At 45.9% G+C, this 19401-nt stretch carries 21 protein-coding genes; 9 read left to right on the top strand and 12 right to left on the bottom strand.

Annotation, left to right across the window (positions count from 1 at the left end; translation table 11 throughout):
• The first annotated feature begins 21 nt into the window (after positions 1–21).
• On the top strand, positions 22–726 hold the full coding sequence (mtgA, locus tag D9Y29_RS23215; RefSeq protein ID WP_127132629.1) for a monofunctional biosynthetic peptidoglycan transglycosylase: 705 nt from the start codon (positions 22–24) through the stop codon (positions 724–726).
• A gap of 7 nt (positions 727–733) precedes the next feature.
• Here the strand turns inward: mtgA and D9Y29_RS23210 are convergent, their stop codons facing one another.
• The 3 genes from D9Y29_RS23210 to D9Y29_RS27095 are packed head-to-tail and all read right to left on the bottom strand — an operon-like array spanning position 734 to position 3122.
• Entirely contained in the window at positions 734–2416 is a 1683-nt protein-coding gene (locus D9Y29_RS23210; protein ID WP_127132628.1) for an ArnT family glycosyltransferase, read from the bottom strand.
• 33 nt (positions 2417–2449) lie between these two features.
• A complete protein-coding gene (locus D9Y29_RS23205) occupies positions 2450–2989 on the bottom strand; it encodes an AAA family ATPase (protein WP_127132627.1) in 540 nt (179 codons plus the stop codon).
• A gap of 1 nt (position 2990) precedes the next feature.
• Positions 2991–3122, bottom strand: a complete 132-nt coding sequence (locus tag D9Y29_RS27095) for a nicotinamide mononucleotide transporter (RefSeq protein WP_127132706.1) — start codon at positions 3120–3122, stop codon at positions 2991–2993.
• Between the two features lie 144 nt (positions 3123–3266).
• Between D9Y29_RS27095 and D9Y29_RS23195 the strand changes: the two genes are divergently transcribed.
• Positions 3267–4070 carry an SDR family NAD(P)-dependent oxidoreductase gene (locus D9Y29_RS23195; RefSeq protein ID WP_127132626.1) on the top strand — a complete coding sequence of 268 codons (804 nt, stop codon included), beginning with the start codon at positions 3267–3269 and terminating at the stop codon, positions 4068–4070.
• Between the two features lie 17 nt (positions 4071–4087).
• Here the strand turns inward: D9Y29_RS23195 and D9Y29_RS23190 are convergent, their stop codons facing one another.
• The 3 genes from D9Y29_RS23190 to D9Y29_RS23180 all read right to left on the bottom strand — a co-directional run bounded on the left by D9Y29_RS23190 (position 4088) and on the right by D9Y29_RS23180 (position 5828).
• The gene (locus D9Y29_RS23190; RefSeq protein ID WP_127132625.1) at positions 4088–4615 is read right to left on the bottom strand and encodes an SRPBCC family protein; all 528 of its coding nucleotides are present in this window, start codon (positions 4613–4615) and stop codon (positions 4088–4090) included.
• Positions 4616–4737: 122 nt separating this feature from the next.
• Positions 4738–5337, bottom strand: coding sequence for a NifU family protein (locus D9Y29_RS23185; RefSeq protein WP_127132624.1), 600 nt, complete (start codon positions 5335–5337; stop codon positions 4738–4740).
• 89 nt (positions 5338–5426) lie between these two features.
• Entirely contained in the window at positions 5427–5828 is a 402-nt protein-coding gene (locus tag D9Y29_RS23180) for a MerC domain-containing protein (RefSeq protein WP_127132623.1), read from the bottom strand.
• Between the two features lie 137 nt (positions 5829–5965).
• Here D9Y29_RS23180 and D9Y29_RS23175 point away from each other — a divergent pair, with 137 nt between their 5' ends.
• Both D9Y29_RS23175 and D9Y29_RS23170 read left to right on the top strand, forming a co-directional pair.
• Positions 5966–6622, top strand: coding sequence for an SCO family protein (locus D9Y29_RS23175; RefSeq protein ID WP_127132622.1), 657 nt, complete (start codon positions 5966–5968; stop codon positions 6620–6622).
• Positions 6623–6653: 31 nt separating this feature from the next.
• Complete coding sequence (locus tag D9Y29_RS23170; protein ID WP_164735522.1) at positions 6654–7088, top strand: Fur family transcriptional regulator; 435 nt, start codon at positions 6654–6656, stop codon at positions 7086–7088.
• A gap of 256 nt (positions 7089–7344) precedes the next feature.
• On the opposite strand, the gene D9Y29_RS23165 is transcribed toward D9Y29_RS23170, so the two are convergent.
• Positions 7345–9066, bottom strand: a complete 1722-nt coding sequence (locus tag D9Y29_RS23165) for a M3 family oligoendopeptidase (RefSeq protein WP_127132621.1) — start codon at positions 9064–9066, stop codon at positions 7345–7347.
• Positions 9067–9146: 80 nt separating this feature from the next.
• Positions 9147–9827: a DUF5606 family protein gene (locus D9Y29_RS23160; RefSeq protein ID WP_127132620.1), complete on the bottom strand. Its 681-nt coding sequence runs from the start codon at positions 9825–9827 to the stop codon at positions 9147–9149.
• 141 nt (positions 9828–9968) lie between these two features.
• Here D9Y29_RS23160 and D9Y29_RS23155 point away from each other — a divergent pair, with 141 nt between their 5' ends.
• Positions 9969–10367 carry a hypothetical protein gene (locus tag D9Y29_RS23155; RefSeq protein ID WP_127132619.1) on the top strand — a complete coding sequence of 133 codons (399 nt, stop codon included), beginning with the start codon at positions 9969–9971 and terminating at the stop codon, positions 10365–10367.
• Between the two features lie 122 nt (positions 10368–10489).
• Here D9Y29_RS23155 and D9Y29_RS23150 read toward each other — a convergent pair whose 3' ends face one another.
• On the bottom strand, positions 10490–11245 hold the full coding sequence (locus D9Y29_RS23150; RefSeq protein ID WP_127132618.1) for a LytR/AlgR family response regulator transcription factor: 756 nt from the start codon (positions 11243–11245) through the stop codon (positions 10490–10492).
• A 1-nt stretch (position 11246) separates the two neighbouring features.
• Positions 11247–12290 carry a sensor histidine kinase gene (locus tag D9Y29_RS23145; protein ID WP_241238021.1) on the bottom strand — a complete coding sequence of 348 codons (1044 nt, stop codon included), beginning with the start codon at positions 12288–12290 and terminating at the stop codon, positions 11247–11249.
• Positions 12291–12418: 128 nt separating this feature from the next.
• Here D9Y29_RS23145 and D9Y29_RS23140 point away from each other — a divergent pair, with 128 nt between their 5' ends.
• Complete coding sequence (locus D9Y29_RS23140; protein ID WP_127132617.1) at positions 12419–12850, top strand: DUF1761 domain-containing protein; 432 nt, start codon at positions 12419–12421, stop codon at positions 12848–12850.
• A 70-nt stretch (positions 12851–12920) separates the two neighbouring features.
• Here D9Y29_RS23140 and D9Y29_RS23135 read toward each other — a convergent pair whose 3' ends face one another.
• Together D9Y29_RS23135 and D9Y29_RS23130 are read right to left on the bottom strand one after the other, a co-directional pair.
• Complete coding sequence (locus D9Y29_RS23135; RefSeq protein ID WP_127132616.1) at positions 12921–13577, bottom strand: DUF1579 domain-containing protein; 657 nt, start codon at positions 13575–13577, stop codon at positions 12921–12923.
• Between the two features lie 101 nt (positions 13578–13678).
• Entirely contained in the window at positions 13679–14341 is a 663-nt protein-coding gene (locus D9Y29_RS23130) for a DsbA family protein (protein WP_127132615.1), read from the bottom strand.
• Between the two features lie 549 nt (positions 14342–14890).
• Between D9Y29_RS23130 and D9Y29_RS23125 the strand changes: the two genes are divergently transcribed.
• The 3 genes from D9Y29_RS23125 to D9Y29_RS23115 are packed head-to-tail and all read left to right on the top strand — an operon-like array spanning position 14891 to position 19392.
• Positions 14891–16543, top strand: a complete 1653-nt coding sequence (locus D9Y29_RS23125) for a hypothetical protein (protein WP_127132614.1) — start codon at positions 14891–14893, stop codon at positions 16541–16543.
• A gap of 21 nt (positions 16544–16564) precedes the next feature.
• Complete coding sequence (locus D9Y29_RS23120; RefSeq protein ID WP_127132613.1) at positions 16565–17797, top strand: hypothetical protein; 1233 nt, start codon at positions 16565–16567, stop codon at positions 17795–17797.
• Positions 17797–19392 carry a T9SS type A sorting domain-containing protein gene (locus tag D9Y29_RS23115; protein ID WP_241238026.1) on the top strand — a complete coding sequence of 532 codons (1596 nt, stop codon included), beginning with the start codon at positions 17797–17799 and terminating at the stop codon, positions 19390–19392. Before D9Y29_RS23120 ends, D9Y29_RS23115 begins: the two co-directional genes overlap by 1 nt.
• The last annotated feature ends 9 nt before the right edge of the window (positions 19393–19401 follow it).

The following is a 19401-nucleotide window of genomic DNA, read 5'->3' as shown; positions in this document are numbered from 1 at the left end:
CAGCCCAAAGCTGCAAAAAGGATGGCAATAAAAACCCGCGGTCTAGGTCTGAAAGTTTTACGGTTCCTCAAACGGTTGTTTATCTTCCTTTTCGTTTTCCAATTGTTTTACATCTTCCTGTTGAAGTGGGTGGACCCGCCCATTACGCTTACACAACTCGGAAGCTGGATCACAGGAAATGGTTTGAAGAGAGATATGATCGATGCAAAGGAGATGAGTCCCTATGCGAAACTCGCCGTGATCTCATCTGAAGACCAGCTCTATCCTGACCATAGTGGCTTCGATTGGAAACATATCGAAAAAGCGATGGAATACAACAAGCGCAAACCCGGCCGGGTGCGCGGCGCCAGCACCATCAGTCAGCAGGTTGCCAAGAACGTTTTCCTCTGGCAGGGCAGAAGCTGGATCAGAAAAGGACTTGAAGTGTATTTCACTTTCATGATCGAAACCATCTGGGGCAAAAAGCGGATACTGGAAATGTATCTCAATATTGCAGAAATGGGCCCTGGTATTTTCGGCATCGAAGCGGCTGCACAGAATTATTTTAAGAAGCCCGCCAAACAACTTACACGCCAGGAAGCAGCCATGATCGCTGCCTGTCTTCCCAATCCGAAAAAATACACAGTAAAACCGCTGAGTAGTTTTGTGGCCAACAAGTACCCCTGGGTGATGAGGCAAATGAATAATCTTCAAAACGATCCGGACATTCAAACCCTTATCCAATAATGGATAATCATTTTATTGTAAACCCGAAACTGGTAGAGTTCAGGGTATAGACCTCCGGTATGGAACTGCTGATACCCAGTTTTGCATCGTATCTGCCGGGGGGCAAACTAACGGGGATATTTATGCTAAGCTGTTGTTTTACCTCGTCCACGTCTTTCAAAGAAAAAGGAACAGCCAGATTATAAGGCAGATGATTGTCTGTAATAAAGCTTACTACCAAACCTGCCTGGCCATTTTGCAGCTGTTTATAAAAAGCCAGGTAATGTTCCGGGGATTGAATGCTGAAAGTTCCGGTGAACATTCCATTCTGCAGACGGGGTTTTACGGTAGCAGTGAGCATCACACGGCTAAAGGCAAAGAATTTTTCTGAAACGAAACTGATCAGCGAATCCGTATGGGGGATCGGCCGATCGAAATTGGCATTCAGCCTGGGATGTGTTCTCGAGATCACCATTACTTTCTTTCCCATGAATGAATCTTCCACCGGCCAGAAATTGAAATTGTTCCGCCGGTAATCCACCCCATTCAAAGAATAAGCCGGCTGTTGCGCGTAAAACCAGAATTTGGAAGCACGTTGATAAGAATTGATGAATACCACCGGTAATCCTGCTGCACGTTCTTCCACCGCTTTCACCCAGGTTTTGTTACCATGTACTTCATCCGCTTTGTGGGACCTGCCGGTAGAAGGAATGAAGGAGAGCAGGTAGATGCGTACCAGCAGGACCAATCCTAAAGTAAGTGGCACCATTTTGATCAGCCATTTCTTTTGGGCATATCCACCATTGTTGAGATACTGGTGGCTCAACACCATCAAAGGAATGAAAGCAGGCAAGGTCCAATTGGCTTCTACTCTTCCCTTAAAAGTCATCAGCAGGAAAAATGCGTATATCCCTGCCAGTGAGAATTTCATGGCCCGTTCAGAAGGCGAAACCGGTTTGAATTGAAGCGCTGCCCAGAGCAGGAGCCAGCCCATCAACGGACCCGTCAAAGCAATTTGCCCCAGCAGGTACTCTACAGTATAACTGATCTTGTATTCGCTGGCATTTCGTTCAAACAAATGGTACTGAACAGATGGAAATCCATGTGTGAATTGCCAGTAAATATGCGGCATGAAGAGCAGGAGCGTCACTAACCCCGCCAGGTATGTCTGGTATCTTTTGAAAAGAGTTAGGTCTGAGAGAAGGGTAAAAAAGATGATGAGCACACCGTGGTACTTGCTGTACAACATCAGCGCCATGCCAGCTCCAAGCAATAAGGTATTGGTGATATTGAGCTGTTCCCGGAATCGTTTGTACAATAAAAAGAACAATGCTATCGTAAAGATGAGTGGTGCATCGGGGGCCGCTATGATGCCACCGATTTGCGCAACGGCAATAGTGGCAGCCACTGCATAAAAAAGATAATCATTTTGTTTGGGGAGCAATTGCCTCGTAATGTAGATCGTGGCGGTATTGAGTAATACAGCGAAAAGCCTTACACCCAGAGCGTTTCCGAAGAGTCCATAACCCAGCCTGATCAGGATTGCGATCATGGGGGGATGATCGAAATATCCCCAGTCAGGAAACCGGGAATAGACCCAGTAGTACGCTTCATCATCTATCAATTCAGTAAAGCCGGCCTGAATAATATTTATGGTGAGCCATCCCAGGAAAAACAGTAAGCTATGGTGCTTCCGAACAAAGGTCAGCATAAACACCTACAACAACCGTGATTCCGGAGATGTTTATGAAGTAAGTAAATTTTTTACTGCTTTTTGAGCACGCCGGAAACGCTCTTCGTAATCTCCGGAAATATCCACCCAGGGAACGGCCTGGTTGATCATGATGTCCTTGTAAATATGATAGAGTTGTTGACGCGACAACAGGTCGGGGTATTCTCGTAATTCATCTTTCACCCAGGGCAGATCTATATTACAGAGAAGGTAGAGATCGTACCGGCGGGTAACGATATTGTCCAGGATCCACTGATGGCATTTCTGATAAACGAACTCGCACCAGACCTTCATCACATACAGGTCTGTATCGATGAAAAGCGGACTGTTGGGTGCATAGTTTTGCGGAAACGCAGCGGCATGTTTGTCTTCCAGCACCACCTGGCCTTTAGCGATGGTGAGCAGATCATCATAATGATATTCCGTTCCATGCTCCAATAAATATTCACGTGCATATTCAGGAACCCAATCGGTACCGAAATGATCCGCCAGTTGCTGGCAGAGTGTGCTTTTGCCTGTTGATTCAGGTCCTATGATCACTATCTTTTTCATGCTACCGCGCTGCTCTTTTTTTCCATTCGATCAATCCTCCGGTGGCCAGTATCAGCAGTATGAAATAATACACGCTGGTGAACACCAGATTTTTTACAAAGTAAAGGGGAATTGAGGCAATATTGGTGGCAATCCACCAGCATGTTCATCAGCCCTGTAGGATACACCCAGATATTCTCGATCCTGGAGAACCAGACACTGGCAATGCCCACCCGTTTTTTGTGAAATGACCTTTTGTTGAAAAGGATTTCAGATATTAGTCTTTCAAATCGATATCATGGCTTTCTATGAAAATAAAGTAGTCTGGATCACCGGCGCTTCCTCCGGGATAGGAGAAGCGCTCACCAATGAACTGGTGCAGCGCGGAGCCCGTGTGATCGTTTCTTCCCGACGCGAGGAAGAACTGAAGCGCGTTCAACAATCCTGTGGCCAACCCGGAAAAGTACGCACCGTTGTTCTCGACCTGGAAAAGGCAGAAACGCTGGAACTGGCTACCAGCAATGCTTTGGAAGCATTTGGGCAAGTAGATATCATGGTCCACAACGGAGGCATCAGTCAGCGATCCAAAGTGATCGATACTTTGCCGGAAGTACAGCGCAAAGTAATGGAAGTGGACTATTTCAGTTATATCGAACTCACCCGTTTACTGTTGCCGCATTTCCGGCAAAGACAAACCGGGCACTTTGTAGTGATCAGCAGCGTGATGGGAAAGATCGGCACGCCGATGCGTTCCGCTTATGCCGCAGCAAAACATGCACTGCATGGCTTCTTCGATTGCTTACGGGCAGAAGTATGGGGATTCAATTGCAAGGTTACCATCATAACCCCCGGGTATATACGAACAAACGTAAGCAGGAATGCTGTTACGGCCACTGGTGAAAAATTGAACAACCTGGGAAAGAATATCGGTAATGGCTACCCGCCAGACAAAACGGCGAAACAAATATTGAAAGCTGTTGAAAAGGGGAAATATGAAAAATACGTGGGGAAACCTTTTTCACAGGAGCGATTGGCAATCCTGCTGATGCGGTTCGTTCCTTCTGTTGCCATCGGCATTTTCAAAAAAGCGATGCCTGAATGATCTTAAATAGCTTGAATTTATTTTTCGCAAAGCTCTTTCAGGTTCAGCAATCCCTGTTCAAATTGTTTCTGTAAGGTCTTGTTGAGAATAGGGCCCATCAATCTACCCATTGGATAAGCCAGTTCACCATTGTTCTGCCAGGTGATCTTGGTTTCAGAGTTACCCCATTCTTCAAATTGCCAGTTATCATTAGCGCTGGACTTCCAGGGTTTGATGAATTGGAGATCGAAGTGAACATGTTTGGAATCGATATCGCGTAAGGTAAGCGAGCCTTCTCCGATTTTTTTGCCCTTCCAGGCGTAACGATGGCCTTTTGTTTTTGGTGTGCCGGTGATTTCCTGGCTGCTTTCAGGCTCCGATTTTTGCCAGGGATTCCATTTTGCGTAGTAATGAAGATCTGCAACCTTGTCCATCACCTCCATAACCGGTTTGCTTATGATGATATTCTTTTCGATATTGTAAGCAGATGGCAGAAATGCTGCCAGCAACAAAGCTGCTACTATCAGCAGGACAATTACCAGAAGGATAGAATAAATAACAACCATAGCGGGTAATTTAACTAATATACGGTTAAAGTGAGCAAAAGTCAAGCCATCGCCTGCAAAATCAAGAGCACAAAAAAAGCCGCTCTGGCAGGAACGGCTTTCAAAAATATCTGATCTAAAGATTATTCAGCTTCTGCAACAACCTCTTTCACTTCAGGGATCATTCTTTTCATCATGCCTTCTATTCCCGCTTTCAGGGTGATCATGGAAGAAGGACAACCACTGCAACTTCCCTGTAACATCAGGTTCACTACTCCCTCTTCATAGCTTTTGAACTGGATAGCGCCTCCGTCCATTTCAACGGCAGGTTTCACGTAGTTCTCCAGCAGCTCCTTGATACGTTTTACCACATCGTCATCGTCAGCGGCAACCAGGTTGCTGCTTTCAGGTTTGATGGCGGCTACTTCGTCCTCATTGATCACTGGCTTGCTGTTGTCTTCCAGGTATTCTTTCAGGAACTGACGGATCGTAGGGATCACATCACTCCATTCGGTATCGGTCGTTTTAGTCAGCGTAACGAAATTGCTGGCGATAAAAACGGCCCTGATAAAAGGGAATCCAAACAATTCTACAGCAAGAGGAGAGGGTTTTGCGCTCTCTACATCAGGAAAATCAATGCTTTTACCCGGGTATAACAGCTTATTGGCCACGAATTTCATCGTTTCCGGGTTAGGAGTCATTTCGGTATAAATGCTGATGACAGGATTTCCTGTTTTAATCATAATTCACGTGTTTATGCTGCAAAAATAACAAAGACCGGCCAGCAATTGTTTTTTAATTCTGGAATTAGATTGGCAAGGAAGGAAAATGGCTAAACGGGAGTTGAGTGATCGCAATCATCCGCATGTGCATGGTTGTGCACCCGGCAAAAGCGATAATTTAGTAAATGCGCCGCAATGATGAAGATCACGGCAAAAGGCAGGATCCAGAACTGGAAATCATGCCATACCTGTTTGGCAATCAATAAAATGATACCGGCTGCAAATAGCGCCCAGGGCATCAGGCTATGATGATGCTTCTTGTATCCATGCCATAAGGAATAAGATCCTATGGCAAAAGCCAGGAAGATCATGAAGTACTCGAAAGGTTCGTTTTCGATGATATTGATCCCGAATATGGGCAGACTTGTTAATAATAATGGTAAAATGGCGCAGTGAATTGCGCAAGCCAAAGATGTGGCTACTCCCCAGGCATCCCAGTTAATCCTGTTCATCCTGCAAAGATACGGGAGGGAAAGAATGTTCTGCAACTTTGTTGCAAATAATTTGTCAAAACTGGAAAAATGATGGTTATGGGTTGATCCCGGCGTAAATTTGCAGGCAGTAACATCACCGCTAACCAATTGTAGAAATGAAGAAGAAGAAATTGTTTTTTTACCTGGGTTTTTTTGTATTGCTGACTGTTGGTTTTTATTACGGGCTCACGAAGGTAATACCCGGGTACGGAAAAGTGAAACTCCCTGTGCTTAGTTATGTGCAGCCATTTCACTTCGAGAACCAGGATGGAAAACCAGTAGACGAAAGAGTGATCCAGGGAAAGGTATATGTGGCGGAATTCTTTTTCACAACCTGTAAGAGTATCTGTCCGATCATGAACAGGAACCTGCTTCCAATCTATGAAGAATTCAAGAATGAACCTGGCTTTATGATCCTTTCTCACACAAGCGATCCGGAAACGGACAGCGCTGCAAGATTAAAGGTATATGCTCAAGACTCTCTGAATGTGAACACAGACAGATGGATGTTTGTTACAGGAAGAAAAGACAGCCTCTACAATGCAGCCCGTAACAGCTATCTGCTGGATGATCCGAAGAACAATATCGTAAGCATAGACCAGCAATTCCTGCACACGCAGTTCTTTGCTCTGGTTGACAAATCAGGCCGCGTGCGCAAGATCTATGATGGACTGAAGAAAGATGAGTTGGAGCAAATGAAGAAAGATATTCGCGATCTGCTGGCAGAACCTGTAAAACAGGAACGTTTCAAGAACAATATGTTCGGCAATTAATGCATTGCCGGCTATCAATATTGGAGATACCATGAACACAAGTAAACAAATCGAAAGCCAGATTGGGCATATTCTCAAGCATAATCAGTTAAGCGTAACCGATAGTCGCAGGAGGATACTCGAACTTTTTCTACAAGCCAATGGCGCATTGGCGCATGGTGATATTGAAAAGAAAACCGGAGAGAAATTCGACAGGGTAACGGTGTACCGTACACTACAAGTGTTCATGGAAAAGGGTATCATTCACACTATCCCAACCCCTGATAACGCTGTGCTCTATGCGCTCTGCAAAGACGATTGTACAGAAGGCCATCATCACGATAATCACGTTCACTTTGTTTGTAATAATTGTGGCAACACCATTTGCCTGGAGCATGTTATAATCCCTGAAGTGAAGCTCCCCAAAGGATTTCAGCCCGCAGAATTCCAGATGATCGTTTCAGGAGTTTGCAACGAATGTCATTGATGGCATGTGAAATATCAACCTAACGTTCTAGTATAGATTGAGAATCAATAGCTGTTTTAAACGCGTAGGTTTTAGCCAAAAATTAAAGCCCCGATGTGGAAACAACGGGACTTTTGGTTAAGGCTCTGATTAGTAGCTATTTTATGATGTCAGATGAATTTCTTCATCCTATCAGTTGTAGATTTTGAATAACAAAGATAATTGTTAGCGTGAATAAATTGTATACCACTAACTGGGTATTTTTTTCGCTCAACAATTAACGTAATTCTTGAATCTCTTTCTTAACAAATTCCATAAGTTTTTGAATATGATCAGGCGAAAAATTGAACACAAGCCCAGCCGCCTGATACAACTCAGGAAGCGTTCTTGTTCCTCCTAAACTGAGCGCTTTCATATAGTTGTCTAAAGCCGCCTCCTTGTTTTCACGGAACTGCATCCAAAGACCTATCGCTCCGAGTTGGGCAATACCATACTCAATATAGTACAATGGTACTTCAAAAAGATGCAACTGGCGCTGCCATCCATAAGTTCTGTAAGTTTCCAATCCGGAGAAATCAATTTCATCAGAAGAGAACTCCTTCAGGATTTCCATCCATTTTTCCGCCCTTTCTTCCTGTGTATGATTAGGGTTTTCATAAACCCAATGCTGAAATTTATCGATTGTGGCAATCCATGGGAAAATGGTGATCACTCTTTCCAGTTGATGCTCTTTTGCCCTTAACAAATCCTCTTTTTTATCAAAGAACACATCCCAGCTATCCATCGAGAACAACTCCATGCTCATGCTGGCCACTTCCGCAATTTCCATCGGGTACTCCTTGAATGCGCTCAACCTGAGCGGATGCGCCAGAAAAGAGTGAATAGCGTGACCTCCTTCATGAACCATTGTTGTAACATCGTGCATCTGTCCGGCAGCATTCATGAAAATAAATGGCGCACCACTTTCTGCTAATGGACAATTGTAACCACCAGGCGCTTTTCCTTTTCTGCTCTCCAGGTCAAAATGCTTCAATTCTTCCATTTTTCGCAGACAATCGGCAAAAAATGGCCTTAATTTTTCAAAAACTGCCACTGATTTGTCCAAAAGCTCTTTCCCTGATTTGAAAGGACTGAGGGGAGTAATACCAGCAGGTTCAGCTTCTGTATCCCAGGGGCGAAGACTATCCAGACCCAGTTTCTCTTTTTTCTTCTTATTGATTGCATTTACCAGGGGCAGCACATGTTGTTTCACCGCTTCATGAAACTGGAAACAGTCTTCTTTGGTATAATCAAAACGGCCTAATTCTTTGAATTTATAGTCGCGATAGTTCGAAAAACCGGCATTTTTAGCCAATTTATCGCGTTTTTGAACCAAAGTGCTGAAAAGCTCATTGAGCGAATCTTTGTCTTCCAGCCTTCTTTTCTGAATAGCATGGTAAACCTGTTCGCGGAGATTTCTGTCTGGGTTCTCCAGGAATTTGGCAGCCTGTTGTAAAGTGTATTCCTGTCCATTTACAGAAACGGTCATTTTTCCTGAAATAACTCCGAATTGTTGCTGTAAAACGCCCAATTCTGATTGAATTGGGATGTTTTCTTCACGAAACAGGTCGATGCTCTTTTTCACACCGCGGAGATAAGTGAAGTATTCTTTCTGGTCCAGTTCCTTCGTGAAAGGATTATCAATGAGCTTTCGGTTGAGGAGATCCGCGTAAGGTTGAATTTTGGGCTGGATCTCCGTTACGAAGAAAACAAATGCTTCTTCGAGGGATTTGTTTTCAGTGTCGCAGGTCATTTTGATCTGGCGCCAGCAGGCATCTTCACTGATCACGGCTTCCAGTTCGCTCATATCCTGGAGCCATTGTTCCATATCTGAGGAGGAGTTGATGGGCCTTTCCAGTAATTCTTTGAAATAAGGCTCCAGCACATCCCATGTTGTAACTTCAAAATCAGCCGGCAGGTAATGGCGGGGTAATTTGTGTATATCGGCACTGTAATGCATAGGAATTAATTATTGTACTAAAACTACAAACTCCGGAAGAATAAGTTTCCCGGAGTTTGCGTGCTTTTGAGCTATTAACATTATTTTTTTGTCTTTTTCTCTGCTTTTTCTTCTTTTTCAGCGGCAGGAGCGGCTTTTTTCTTTGGAGCAGCTTTGGGCTTTTCTTCTCCTTCTGCATCTTCTTTCTTGGCTTTTGGAGCAGCTTTTTTCTTTGGCTTCTCTTCTTCGCCTTCTTCAGCAGCAGCCTTCTTTTTGGCGGCTTTGGGTTTTTCTTCATTTTCAGCGGCAGGCGCTTCTTCTTTCTTTGCAGCTTTTTTTGCTGGTTTTTCAGCAGCTACTTCTTCTGCGGGCGCATCTTCAGCCACTTCATCTTCAAATTCCCTGAGTTTGATCTCAACATCAGCGGCTTTGAGGATGGAGAACCATTTCACGATCTTTTTCATATCGCTGGCGTATACGCGCTCGAAGTCGAGATCGGGGAATACTTTCTCAAAATATTTTTTAACTGCGCCATTGTCTTTTCCGTCAGGCAGTTTATCGCTGCTGGCGTCCATGGCAGTGAATACATCTACCAGGTTCACATTGTCGCGCACGGTATAAATTTCAATGCTTTCCAGATGGGAAAAATTGTGGATCCGGCTGGAAACAAACTTGGTGGATTTGTCTTCCAGTGACCGTACGATGGCCCCGTCATTTTTGCTGCTTACTAATTCAAACAATCCGGGTAACCCTGTTACCGATACGATTTTTCCATATTCCATATTCAATCCATGTTTTTTAAAAGGATATGCAAGATAATCCGATTTGACGATGCGGCAAAAATTATACCCGGCGCAGGTTTACCCCCTGTGCCGGCATCCAATTAAACGGTTATTATCTATTCAAACAAATTATATTTCCCGATGAAAAGAATCATCCTGCTGCTGGCAGTGGTAATGCTGACCGGCACAATAGCCGTAAATGCCCAGGGCGGAGGCATGCAACGCCGCTCCGTAGAAGAAAATGTAAAAATGGTAATGGAAAAACTGGCCGACCTGAAGCTGGACAAAGACCAGACGGCAAAGACAGACACCACTTTCACACATTATTTCAAGGACCGCGACAAGATGTTTGAAGAGATGAGGAGAAGCAATGGCGACCGCTCACAGATGCGCGAAAAGATGCTCAGTCTTGCCAACGATCGCGATGAGAAGCTTAAGAAGATCTTCTCTGAAGCACAGTACAAGAAATGGAAAGAAGAGATCGAGCCTTCCATGAGGCCTCAGCGTGGTGGCCCGGGCGGCGGCAGACAACGTCCTTAAAAAATTCCCTGCGGCATAGCTCATGTTGTGCCGCGGAGACCAGCCCTTCGTTTTTGATCCGTACTCCTATATATTATGTAGCTACCGGAAATCATATTTGAGTTTCCGGTTATTCATTTCCGTTATTGCCCCATCCAGGCTTTGAATGCACTCACATTTTCCTGGCTGATGATCACTTCTTCATGCAGGGGCGGCTCCACTTCCAATAACAGTTTACTTTTCGGATAGGATTTGATCTTCTTGATTGCGCTCATGTTCAGGAGGTATTTCCTGTTTACCCGATAGAACATAGCCGGGTCCAGTTGGTTTTCTATATCACTGAGGGATTGATCAAGGATGAATTTTTGCGCCTTATTGTCTACCATGCACACCAGTTTATGGGCTGCATAGAAATAGGCGATGTCTTCCGTGCGGATACTTTGGTAATCAGTTCCGCGCTTGACGAGGAACCTTTTTTTAAAGCTGCCGACGGGATTGGTGGAAGGCCAGTTAACGAGGTTTTGGTAATTGGCCGCGAAATATTGTTTCACTTTGTCATATTTCTTGAGCGCAGATTCAAGTTTTTCCTGTTTAACCGGCTTTAGCAGGTAGTCAATACTGTTATGTTCGAAAGCTTCCTGCCAGTATTCATCATAAGCTGTCACAAAAATGACGGGACAATTGATGCTCACCTTTTCGAATACGCGGAAGCTGAGGCCATCTGTGAGCTCGATATCCATGAAGATCAGTTCCGGAACGGGATTTTGATGCAGCCAGCTAACAGTGTCCTTTACACTGGGCAGCACGGCCGCCACCTGAACATTGGGGTCGATGGAAGCCAGTGATTTTATCAGCTTTTCTGCTGCAGGTTTTTCGTCTTCAACAATGATAACTGTCATATCAGGTGATTTTGAGGACCGGCAACCGCACTACAAAATGTTCTTCTTCTTCGGTGATGATAATGTCGCGGCTGGTGGTCAGTTTATATCTATCCTGCAGATTGGCCAGGCCAATTCTTGATGAGGGTTTCCGCAGTACTTTCTTCCGGATGGGATTCCTGACTATTAGCCATCCATGTTGTAATTGTACTTCCACCATCAGGGGCAGGGAAACTGAAAACTCATTGTGTTTGATGGCGTTCTCAGCCAGTACCTGCAATGAGATGGGCGGGATCAAAAACTGGTCGTACAAATCTTCTGCAATATCGACTTTCAGTTGCACGGCATCTTCGAACCGGATTTGCAGGAGGTAAAAATAGTCATTCAGAAAATTCAATTCTTCGCGCAGCAATACTAATTCTCTTTTTTTACTCTGCAGGATATACCGGTAAACATCTGCAAGGTTATCATTGAACTGCCGGGCCTTTTGCGGCTTTTCTTCGATGAGGTGCGACAATGTATTGAGTGAATTGAAAATAAAATGCGGATCGATCTGGTTGCGGAGGGCTTCCAGCTCAGCTTCCGCCTTGGCTTGTTCCAGTTGTGCATTTTTCACCATTTCGCTTTCGGATTCCTTCACCAGGAATACGGTTTCGTATACGTGCATGATGAACAATACAGAGATCATGATGATGAGCGTGCTTTCGTTTATCACATCCCATTTCACTTTTCCATCCTGGAACAACTGGAACCAGGTTATGAGCAGCAGCACGCTTACGGGAATGGTGAAGAAAGATGCGGCCAGCACCAGTACGATCACTTTGCGCAGCGGGTGATTGAACCAGTTGAAATAGCTGCGCAGGGTAAAAAGAAGATAACGGTTGCCTTCCCATATCAGTAATGATAAACCGATTGTATAGAGATAGCTCAGTTTGATCTTCCAGTGTGGAAATGATGCATGGTCCACCAGGTTGGTCAATAGTGGGATGAGAATACCGATGAATGGAACCAATACCAGCCTGAAACCAATATCGTTCACTCTCATGGAGCCTGGTGATTTCGTCACCGCGCTGTTTGTTTTCGTCGCCTCTTTTTCCACCCCGGTTCTATTTGAATTGTTATGCGAAAATTAGTGCAATAGATTCGAAGTTGTAAAGACCATGCAGGAATTTTTTACCTACAAAAATTTGAAAGATGGAAGTGTATTCTGTGAATTGGCTGGCGGTACTTGTTGCCGGAATTTCTGCGCTGGTGATCGGAGGTATCTGGTACTCCCCGGCATTATTTGGTCGTGCATGGATGAAAGAAAATGACATGACTATGGAGGAAGTCCGCAAAAGCAACAAGGGTAAGATCTTTGGATGGAGCCTGCTGCTTTCGCTGGTAGTGGCTTCCAACCTGGGAATGTTGCTGGCCAATCCGGTGACGAAACTGGAAGGTGATCTGCAGGCCACAGGTCTGATTGAAGGAGCTATCGCTGGATTCTTTACAGGCATCGGCGTGTTTGCTTTTATAGCAGTGATCGGTTTGTTTGAGCACAAAACATTCAGGCATATCCTGATCAATGGCGGCTATTGTGTGTTGGCAGCATTGCTGATGGGCGCCATTATCGGGGCCTGGAGATAATATCAAGTCCTGGTTGAAAAACAAAGGCAGGCTGTAATGGCCTGCCTTCTCTTTTTATACTTTTTCAAGGCTATCTCTTCACGGATTTGATCTCGAACATTTTCATTTCCTGTCCACCTGCAGGTGTATTGTACATTTCCATCGTGTTGTGTTTGTCATCTGTGAGTGTGATCACCTGGCGCATCGTACAGTCCTTACCGGTAGTAGGATCAGGCATTGTGCCGGAGAGGGTAATGGATTTGGTGGCAGGATCGTAAGAGCCTTCCATATACATCACGCCGGTACCACCATTATCAACCCAGCTGTTTACGAACTTCTTTTTCAGGTTATCATATCCAAGGATGCTGATGCCTTCGAAGGGTTCGCCCATCATTGTACCAGTGTAAGTGGATTGTTGGTAACGACCTCCGAGGATCATCTTATTCACGGAAACGGATTTGCTGACAGAAGGTGGTTTGCCTGGCTCCATCCACATGGTCATTTCGTTATCCCATGTGCCATTTTGTGAAGCCAGCATTTTGTGCATATCACCTGGCGTTTTCATTTCCATCCACATCTTCATCATGGCGGCGCTGTCCATGGGTGGTGGGGCTGCGTCCGTAGCAGGTGCCGCAGCAGTAGCGGTAGTATCAGTTTTTGCAGCGTCTGTTTTGTTCTCGTTGGCGTTGTTACAGGCTACGATAGCAAACAGGGAGAGGGTGCATAAGGCCGAAGCTATCTTTTTCATATTGCAAATAATTTTCAAGTAATTTAACGAAAATAGCTTCCCGACCCAAGAGCCGCGGGGATTTTAATGGGATGAACAGGGTAATGAGGGGGATAAAAAGATCAGTGATGCCCGTTCACCTGGTTCACCTCCTTCAAAACGTTCTCAATTCTTTGTTGCATGGTATCGTAATCCGAATAGCCGCGGGAAAGAAGGTAGAATTTTGTTTCTGCCACCTGCATCAGCACTGCCGGGAACCCTGTAACCTGTAATTGCTTGCAAAGCTGGAACTCGTAATATGCTTTTTGTTTATAGTCTTCACTATGCAGTTTGGAATAGAATTCCTCCGCTGGGATCTGGTATTTTTCCAGCAAATGACGATAAGCTTCATCATCGGTGAGATCGCGGCCCTCAAAATTGAGGCTATACTGCAGGTCGGAGGCGAACGCTACCTGCAGTTCCGGAAAATATTCCTTGAAGATACACATAGCGATAGCTGACTTTTCGGAATTGGGGAACCAGTCGCTTTCATCCGGATTGAAGATATGCCAAAGGAAATCCTGGCCGAATTTAATGCCCGTTCTCTCTTCCACCACTTTGTAGGCTTCTGAAATATAGCCGGCGGTTACTCCTATATGCCTTGGCTGTTCGGGGAGGATCATTCCCCCGGAGAGTACTTCGAAATGGATCTTGTCTTTATAAGTAGCTGCCAGTTTGCTGATCACGGGACTGAATCCGTAGCACCAGCCGCAATAGGCATCATAACAATAATAGATGGTAAACATCCTGCAAAAATACAACCCGCTCCGGGATTTAATAAACCGGTCTGTTGAAACGAACCGGCGCGGGAGGATCTTATTGGGCTTTTGGTTGGTGGGATGGGGCGGTGGAGGTGAGCCGGGCTTTTTCGCTTACGTTTCAAAGGACCAGGTTTCTTAATCCCTTCGCTAATGCGTCCGCCTCTGTGCAGCTCATTGGTGGAAGGGGTAAGAAAATGATGAAATGATTGCTGCGTGTTTAATGAGGCGGTGTAACGGAGCTATATAGACGTATGCAATGATTAAGAGATTTGGTTTAATCTGGTTCAGGTGGTTGAGGGTGGGCGAAAAATCCAGTTGAGGTTTTTGGTGGAATTCCAATGAAAAATCAACGGTGATGCGTAGATGAAATTCCGCAGTTTGAACTGGTTCGGGTATTTGTCATGGAAAGATATTGACATATTTAAACACTTCGGAAAAACTCGATTATATAGCGCCCAAAATTTTCATAACAGCATCTTTTTTTCGTAATGTTATAGGGTTAATCTATTTCCATTTCCAGAAATGCAATCGACTATGAAGCCAAAATCTACCCTCTGGCAACGGGCGCTACTGCTGGTGGCGCTCGCAGGTTGTTCAACCCTCGTGCAAGCGCAGTTAAAGATCGGGGACAATCCCACATCCATTCAGAAATCCAGTATCCTCGAGCTTGAAAGCTCCCGCCAGGGCTTGCTGCTGCCAAGACTTTCGGATACGGCAGCCATCAACTTGCTCACTCCTCCAAATGGCATGATCATTTTTCTTAACACAGATCAAAGCCTTCGGTTACGCAGTAACGGTAGCTGGGTAAAGATCGCAGACCTCAGCACTGCTACTTCCAACTGGTCGCTTACCGGTAATACGGGCACCAATCCTGCTACCAACTTTATCGGGACCATCGATGGGCAACCGTTAGTGATCCGGACCAGTAATGCAGAACGGTTACGTATAGACGCTGCAGGCAATGTAGGTATCGGACAGGCAAATCCCACCGCCAAACTGAATGTGGACGGAACAGTGAAACTGGAAAACCTGCCTGTGAGTACCACAGATCTGGACGTGCTGGTGATTGCGGCTGATGGTTCAGTTTCAAAGCGGACCATTGCAAGTACTACTTTCGAGAACGCTATCCGCGCTATCAATGGCATTCAGCGCCAGGAACTTTCGATCACTGCTGCTCCCAGTCTTGCTACAGACACCGTACAGATCGAGAACAGAGAGGCAGATAGTACCATCGCAGTATATCTGCCGGTGCAGAACGGATCAGCAGGGGCTACAAAGCCTTATGGTTTTCTAACTTTCCCCGACTGGCAAAAGATCCAGAGCGCTATTCAAACCATTACGATTGGCGCAGTGGCAACAGTGCCTAACGTGAACGGCGCCACGCTTGATAGTACCGGCGCTGGTACGAGGGTGTTGGTATTGCATCCCGCGGATGCAACCAATCCGGGTATCGTTACGGCCGGTGCGCAAACATTTGGCGGCGATAAGACCTTCAACAATGATGTAACCGTCAATGGAACTGCCACACTGAACAATCTTACTACAAACGCCAGCTCTGATACTGTGCTGGTCAGCAACAATGGTGTGATCCAGAAAAGAGTGGTGAGCGCGTCCGCTTTCGGAAATGCGATACGAAGTATCAATGACAACCGGGATTCGGCACAAAACATTGCGTTCAGGGACCTCGGAACGGACCTTACTGTTTCTACGAACGGAACAGACAGTGTTTACCTGAATGTGCCCAGCGCCAGCGCCACAGCAAGAGGTGTGGTAACTACGGGAACGCAGACCATCGCGGGCACCAAAACATTCCAGGACACAGCAAAAGCCGCAACAGCGCTGATTGTAGGCAGCAGCGGTAATGCCAACTCCACCACACAGCTAACAGGCTCCTTATCATTGGGCATTCGAACAGTTAATGCAAGCGGCTCACTTACCGGGACCGACAACACGGTATTGGCCAATACCACTACTGGCGCCATTACGCTTACTCTCCCCGCTCCAACCGGACTAACAGGAAGAGTGTATACGATCAAAAAGATTGGTTCTGGAGGTATCGATAATGCACTCACCATTACGCCTACTTCTGCTACCATCGATGGCGGATCGAATTACATCATTTACAACGACTGGACCTTTGTTACACTCCAGACAGATGGAACCAACTGGTTTATCATCAAAAAGTAATTGACCGGTAAAGCTGATCCTATGTTACAGAAGAGGTATGTAATAACATGGGCTTTTCTCCTGTGCTGGTGTTGTACGTTAATGGCCCAGCAGTTGAAGCTGGGAAGCAATCCATCTGAACTGATGAAGTCAGCCCTGCTGGAATTGAGCTCAGCAAACCAGGGATTGCTTTTTCCCCGGCTCAGCGATACAATATCCATCAACAATTCAAGTCCACCAGATGGAATGGTGATCTATTTCATTCCCACGAAACAGCTGATGTTAAGGGCAAATGGCGTATGGTTGCCACTGGTTGCCGGAGCCGTAACCTCACCCAGCGCCTGGAACATCAATGGCAATACCAATGGAGCATTGCGGATACTTGGCACCCGTGATAATTTCGATCTTCCTTTCTATACCAATAATGCAGAACGGATGCGGATCTCCGGTGCCGGCAATGTGGCTATCGGAGCTACCAGCTTCGACGGAACCAATCCCGAGAAACTCCTGGTGAATGCTGGTTCCACCAGTTCCGTGAATGCTATCTATGCAAAAGGTAGCATCAACAGCTATTTCCAGATCAATATCCAGAACCAGGGCAATGGGGCAAAATCCAGTACAGATATCGTTGCAACTGCCAATAACGGCACCGAGACCACGAACTTTGTGAATATGGGGATCAACGGATCGGGCTGGCAGCAAAGCTCGCAAAGTCCCATTAGTACTGGGCTGGCGAATGATTGTTATTTGCTGGGCGCGGGTCAGGACCTGTACATTGCCAATAACAATGCCACCAGAAGTACGATATTCCTGACTGGCGGAACGCTTGCCGCCAACGAAGCGATGCGAATCACTGCTGCCGGAAATATTGCTATAGGCACTACTTCCACCACTGCAAAAGCAGATATTAATGGAACTTATAAATTGGGAGCAAAGGGTACAATCAATAAGAACCAGATCAGCTTCGCCAGCACAATTCCTGCAAACACATCCATTGGCGGAGCAACCCTCGTGATACTTGGCCTGGTTTATACACCGGCATTCCTGGATCTTACTTTCAATATTCCTACAGCCAATGCTCCAACTTCCACCCAGGCAACTGTTGCCGTGAGCTTTGGTGCAGACCTTCCCGCAAGTGTTTCAGTAGCCTTTGCAAGAGTTCAATTGAACACAGGCGTCTACCAGGTGAAGATGCGATTACTGAATGGCGGAACAACAACTGCAGGAACATTTGCAACAGCTGTACCCGTCTATTTTACCATCACAGAATTTTGATGAAGATCATCTTCAGTCATATCATGTATATTCTCCTGATCTGCTGCTTCAATGAGATCGAGGCGCAGAGCGGGTTCTACGTGCCCCATAATTCCCGGATCTTCTTTGTTGGCGACACTGCCACCATTTTTTCCAATGTACTCAATGCCGGCAAGCTTGGCCTGGGAAAGAATGCTGTGTTGAATTTCAAAGGGAAGCATTGGCAGAACGAAGCCGGCGCTTTCATCACGGATGAAAGCAATGGTGGGGATGGAGTGGACGGAACAGGAGGATTGCTTCGATTCAACAGCGATTTCGAATCACAATCACTCTTTGGAGCATACAATGCTGCAAGCAGGTTAGGGCCTGCGTTCGCAAGGATCGAGCTGGCAAACCGGTTTGGGTTGCAACTGACAGGCAGCAGTACCAAAGTGCTGAGCGAAATGAAATTCTCCACTGGACTCGTCTTTCTTGGGAACAATATTTTTTCAATAGGCAATAATAATCCGGGTATCATTGAAGGATATGATTCGGCGCGATACTTTGTTACCGGCAATCATCCTGGAAATGGTTTACTGATCCGCGAAAATATTTCCATCAACGATGGCATGGTTGTGTTTCCGATCGGCACTAAGCCTCATGCCTATACGCCGGGGGCCATTCATAGCACTGTTACAGCAGGCGATGATTATTATATGGGTGTTTTCGATAGTGTGAAAGCGCAGGTAACTTCAGGCGAAAACCTGCAGGATTCGTCGGTGAACAAAACCTGGGAGCTGGGAAAGCTTAACCGGCCTGACGAAGATGAAGTGTATGTTTACCTTCAGCACCTGGTGGGGGACGAAGGAAGCGTTTTTGCCGCCAGGCGAAGCTCCGCTTATATTTCGCATTACAATGGATCGGCCTGGGACAGCACTGCGCAACAAGCTGTGCCGGTTGCCGGTTTTCTCACGAGGGGAATGCCGCTCGCAAATGGCGGTGTGAATAACAGGCAGGTAAATGGCCTGATCGGCCGCTCATCTTTCTACACCAAATTCACAGGAATCAACAGACCCCTGCCGGTAGAAACGAAAGCCTTCCTGAATGCTTATCGAACAGACTGGCGATGGGTAAAGGTTTACTGGACCACCAAACCTGAAATAGACCAGGATTATTTTGTGGTGCAGCGCAGGCTGAGCACTGAAGCTGCGTTCCATAATATCGATACGGTCAAATCCCGGGCGCCCAATGGTAATAGCATCAATCCGCTCAACTACTCCATGATGGACGAAAATACGCATACTGGTCTCAGTTATTATCGTTTGCTGTTGGTTAATATTCGTAACGAGCAGGCCTATTCGAATATGGTGGCGGTGAAGGGGAAGCCCGGAGGCTATCAGCTCCTGATCTGGCCAAACCCAACCACCGGTCGCTTTGTTGTAGGCATTAGTGGTGCAGCAGTTGTGAAGAATATTATAGTATGGGATATTATGGGAAGAAGGGTGAGAGAAGAGAAAGTGGGGGAAAGAAGCATTATCGAAATGCAGTTGTTCATACCGGGCACGTACATGATCTCCTTTATGGGAGCGAGCGGAGAGATATTGGAAACGAAGAAACTATTGGTGCAGCCGTATTGATAGAACAGA

The sequence above is a fragment of the Pseudoflavitalea rhizosphaerae genome (assembly GCF_003991355.1).
GTDB lineage: Bacteria > Bacteroidota > Bacteroidia > Chitinophagales > Chitinophagaceae > Pseudobacter > Pseudobacter rhizosphaerae.
The sequence above is the reverse complement of the archived record's forward strand: the minus strand, read 5'-3'. Positions and strand labels throughout refer to the sequence as shown.

Excerpts from the sequence above, each read along its gene's own strand:
- mtgA (WP_127132629.1), top strand. The coding sequence starts at position 22 with ATGGCAATAAAAACCCGCGGTCTAGGTCTGAAAGTTTTACGGTTCCTC.
- D9Y29_RS23210 (WP_127132628.1), bottom strand. The coding sequence starts at position 2,416 with ATGCTGACCTTTGTTCGGAAGCACCATAGCTTACTGTTTTTCCTGGGA.
- D9Y29_RS23205 (WP_127132627.1), bottom strand. The coding sequence starts at position 2,989 with ATGAAAAAGATAGTGATCATAGGACCTGAATCAACAGGCAAAAGCACA.
- D9Y29_RS23195 (WP_127132626.1), top strand. The coding sequence starts at position 3,267 with ATGGCTTTCTATGAAAATAAAGTAGTCTGGATCACCGGCGCTTCCTCC.
- D9Y29_RS23190 (WP_127132625.1), bottom strand. The coding sequence starts at position 4,615 with ATGGTTGTTATTTATTCTATCCTTCTGGTAATTGTCCTGCTGATAGTA.
- D9Y29_RS23185 (WP_127132624.1), bottom strand. The coding sequence starts at position 5,337 with ATGATTAAAACAGGAAATCCTGTCATCAGCATTTATACCGAAATGACT.
- D9Y29_RS23180 (WP_127132623.1), bottom strand. The coding sequence starts at position 5,828 with ATGAACAGGATTAACTGGGATGCCTGGGGAGTAGCCACATCTTTGGCT.
- D9Y29_RS23175 (WP_127132622.1), top strand. The coding sequence starts at position 5,966 with ATGAAGAAGAAGAAATTGTTTTTTTACCTGGGTTTTTTTGTATTGCTG.
- D9Y29_RS23170 (WP_164735522.1), top strand. The coding sequence starts at position 6,654 with ATGAACACAAGTAAACAAATCGAAAGCCAGATTGGGCATATTCTCAAG.
- D9Y29_RS23165 (WP_127132621.1), bottom strand. The coding sequence starts at position 9,066 with ATGCATTACAGTGCCGATATACACAAATTACCCCGCCATTACCTGCCG.
- D9Y29_RS23160 (WP_127132620.1), bottom strand. The coding sequence starts at position 9,827 with ATGGAATATGGAAAAATCGTATCGGTAACAGGGTTACCCGGATTGTTT.
- D9Y29_RS23155 (WP_127132619.1), top strand. The coding sequence starts at position 9,969 with ATGAAAAGAATCATCCTGCTGCTGGCAGTGGTAATGCTGACCGGCACA.
- D9Y29_RS23150 (WP_127132618.1), bottom strand. The coding sequence starts at position 11,245 with ATGACAGTTATCATTGTTGAAGACGAAAAACCTGCAGCAGAAAAGCTG.
- D9Y29_RS23140 (WP_127132617.1), top strand. The coding sequence starts at position 12,419 with ATGGAAGTGTATTCTGTGAATTGGCTGGCGGTACTTGTTGCCGGAATT.
- D9Y29_RS23135 (WP_127132616.1), bottom strand. The coding sequence starts at position 13,577 with ATGAAAAAGATAGCTTCGGCCTTATGCACCCTCTCCCTGTTTGCTATC.
- D9Y29_RS23130 (WP_127132615.1), bottom strand. The coding sequence starts at position 14,341 with ATGTTTACCATCTATTATTGTTATGATGCCTATTGCGGCTGGTGCTAC.
- D9Y29_RS23125 (WP_127132614.1), top strand. The coding sequence starts at position 14,891 with ATGAAGCCAAAATCTACCCTCTGGCAACGGGCGCTACTGCTGGTGGCG.
- D9Y29_RS23120 (WP_127132613.1), top strand. The coding sequence starts at position 16,565 with ATGTTACAGAAGAGGTATGTAATAACATGGGCTTTTCTCCTGTGCTGG.
- D9Y29_RS23115 (WP_241238026.1), top strand. The coding sequence starts at position 17,797 with ATGAAGATCATCTTCAGTCATATCATGTATATTCTCCTGATCTGCTGC.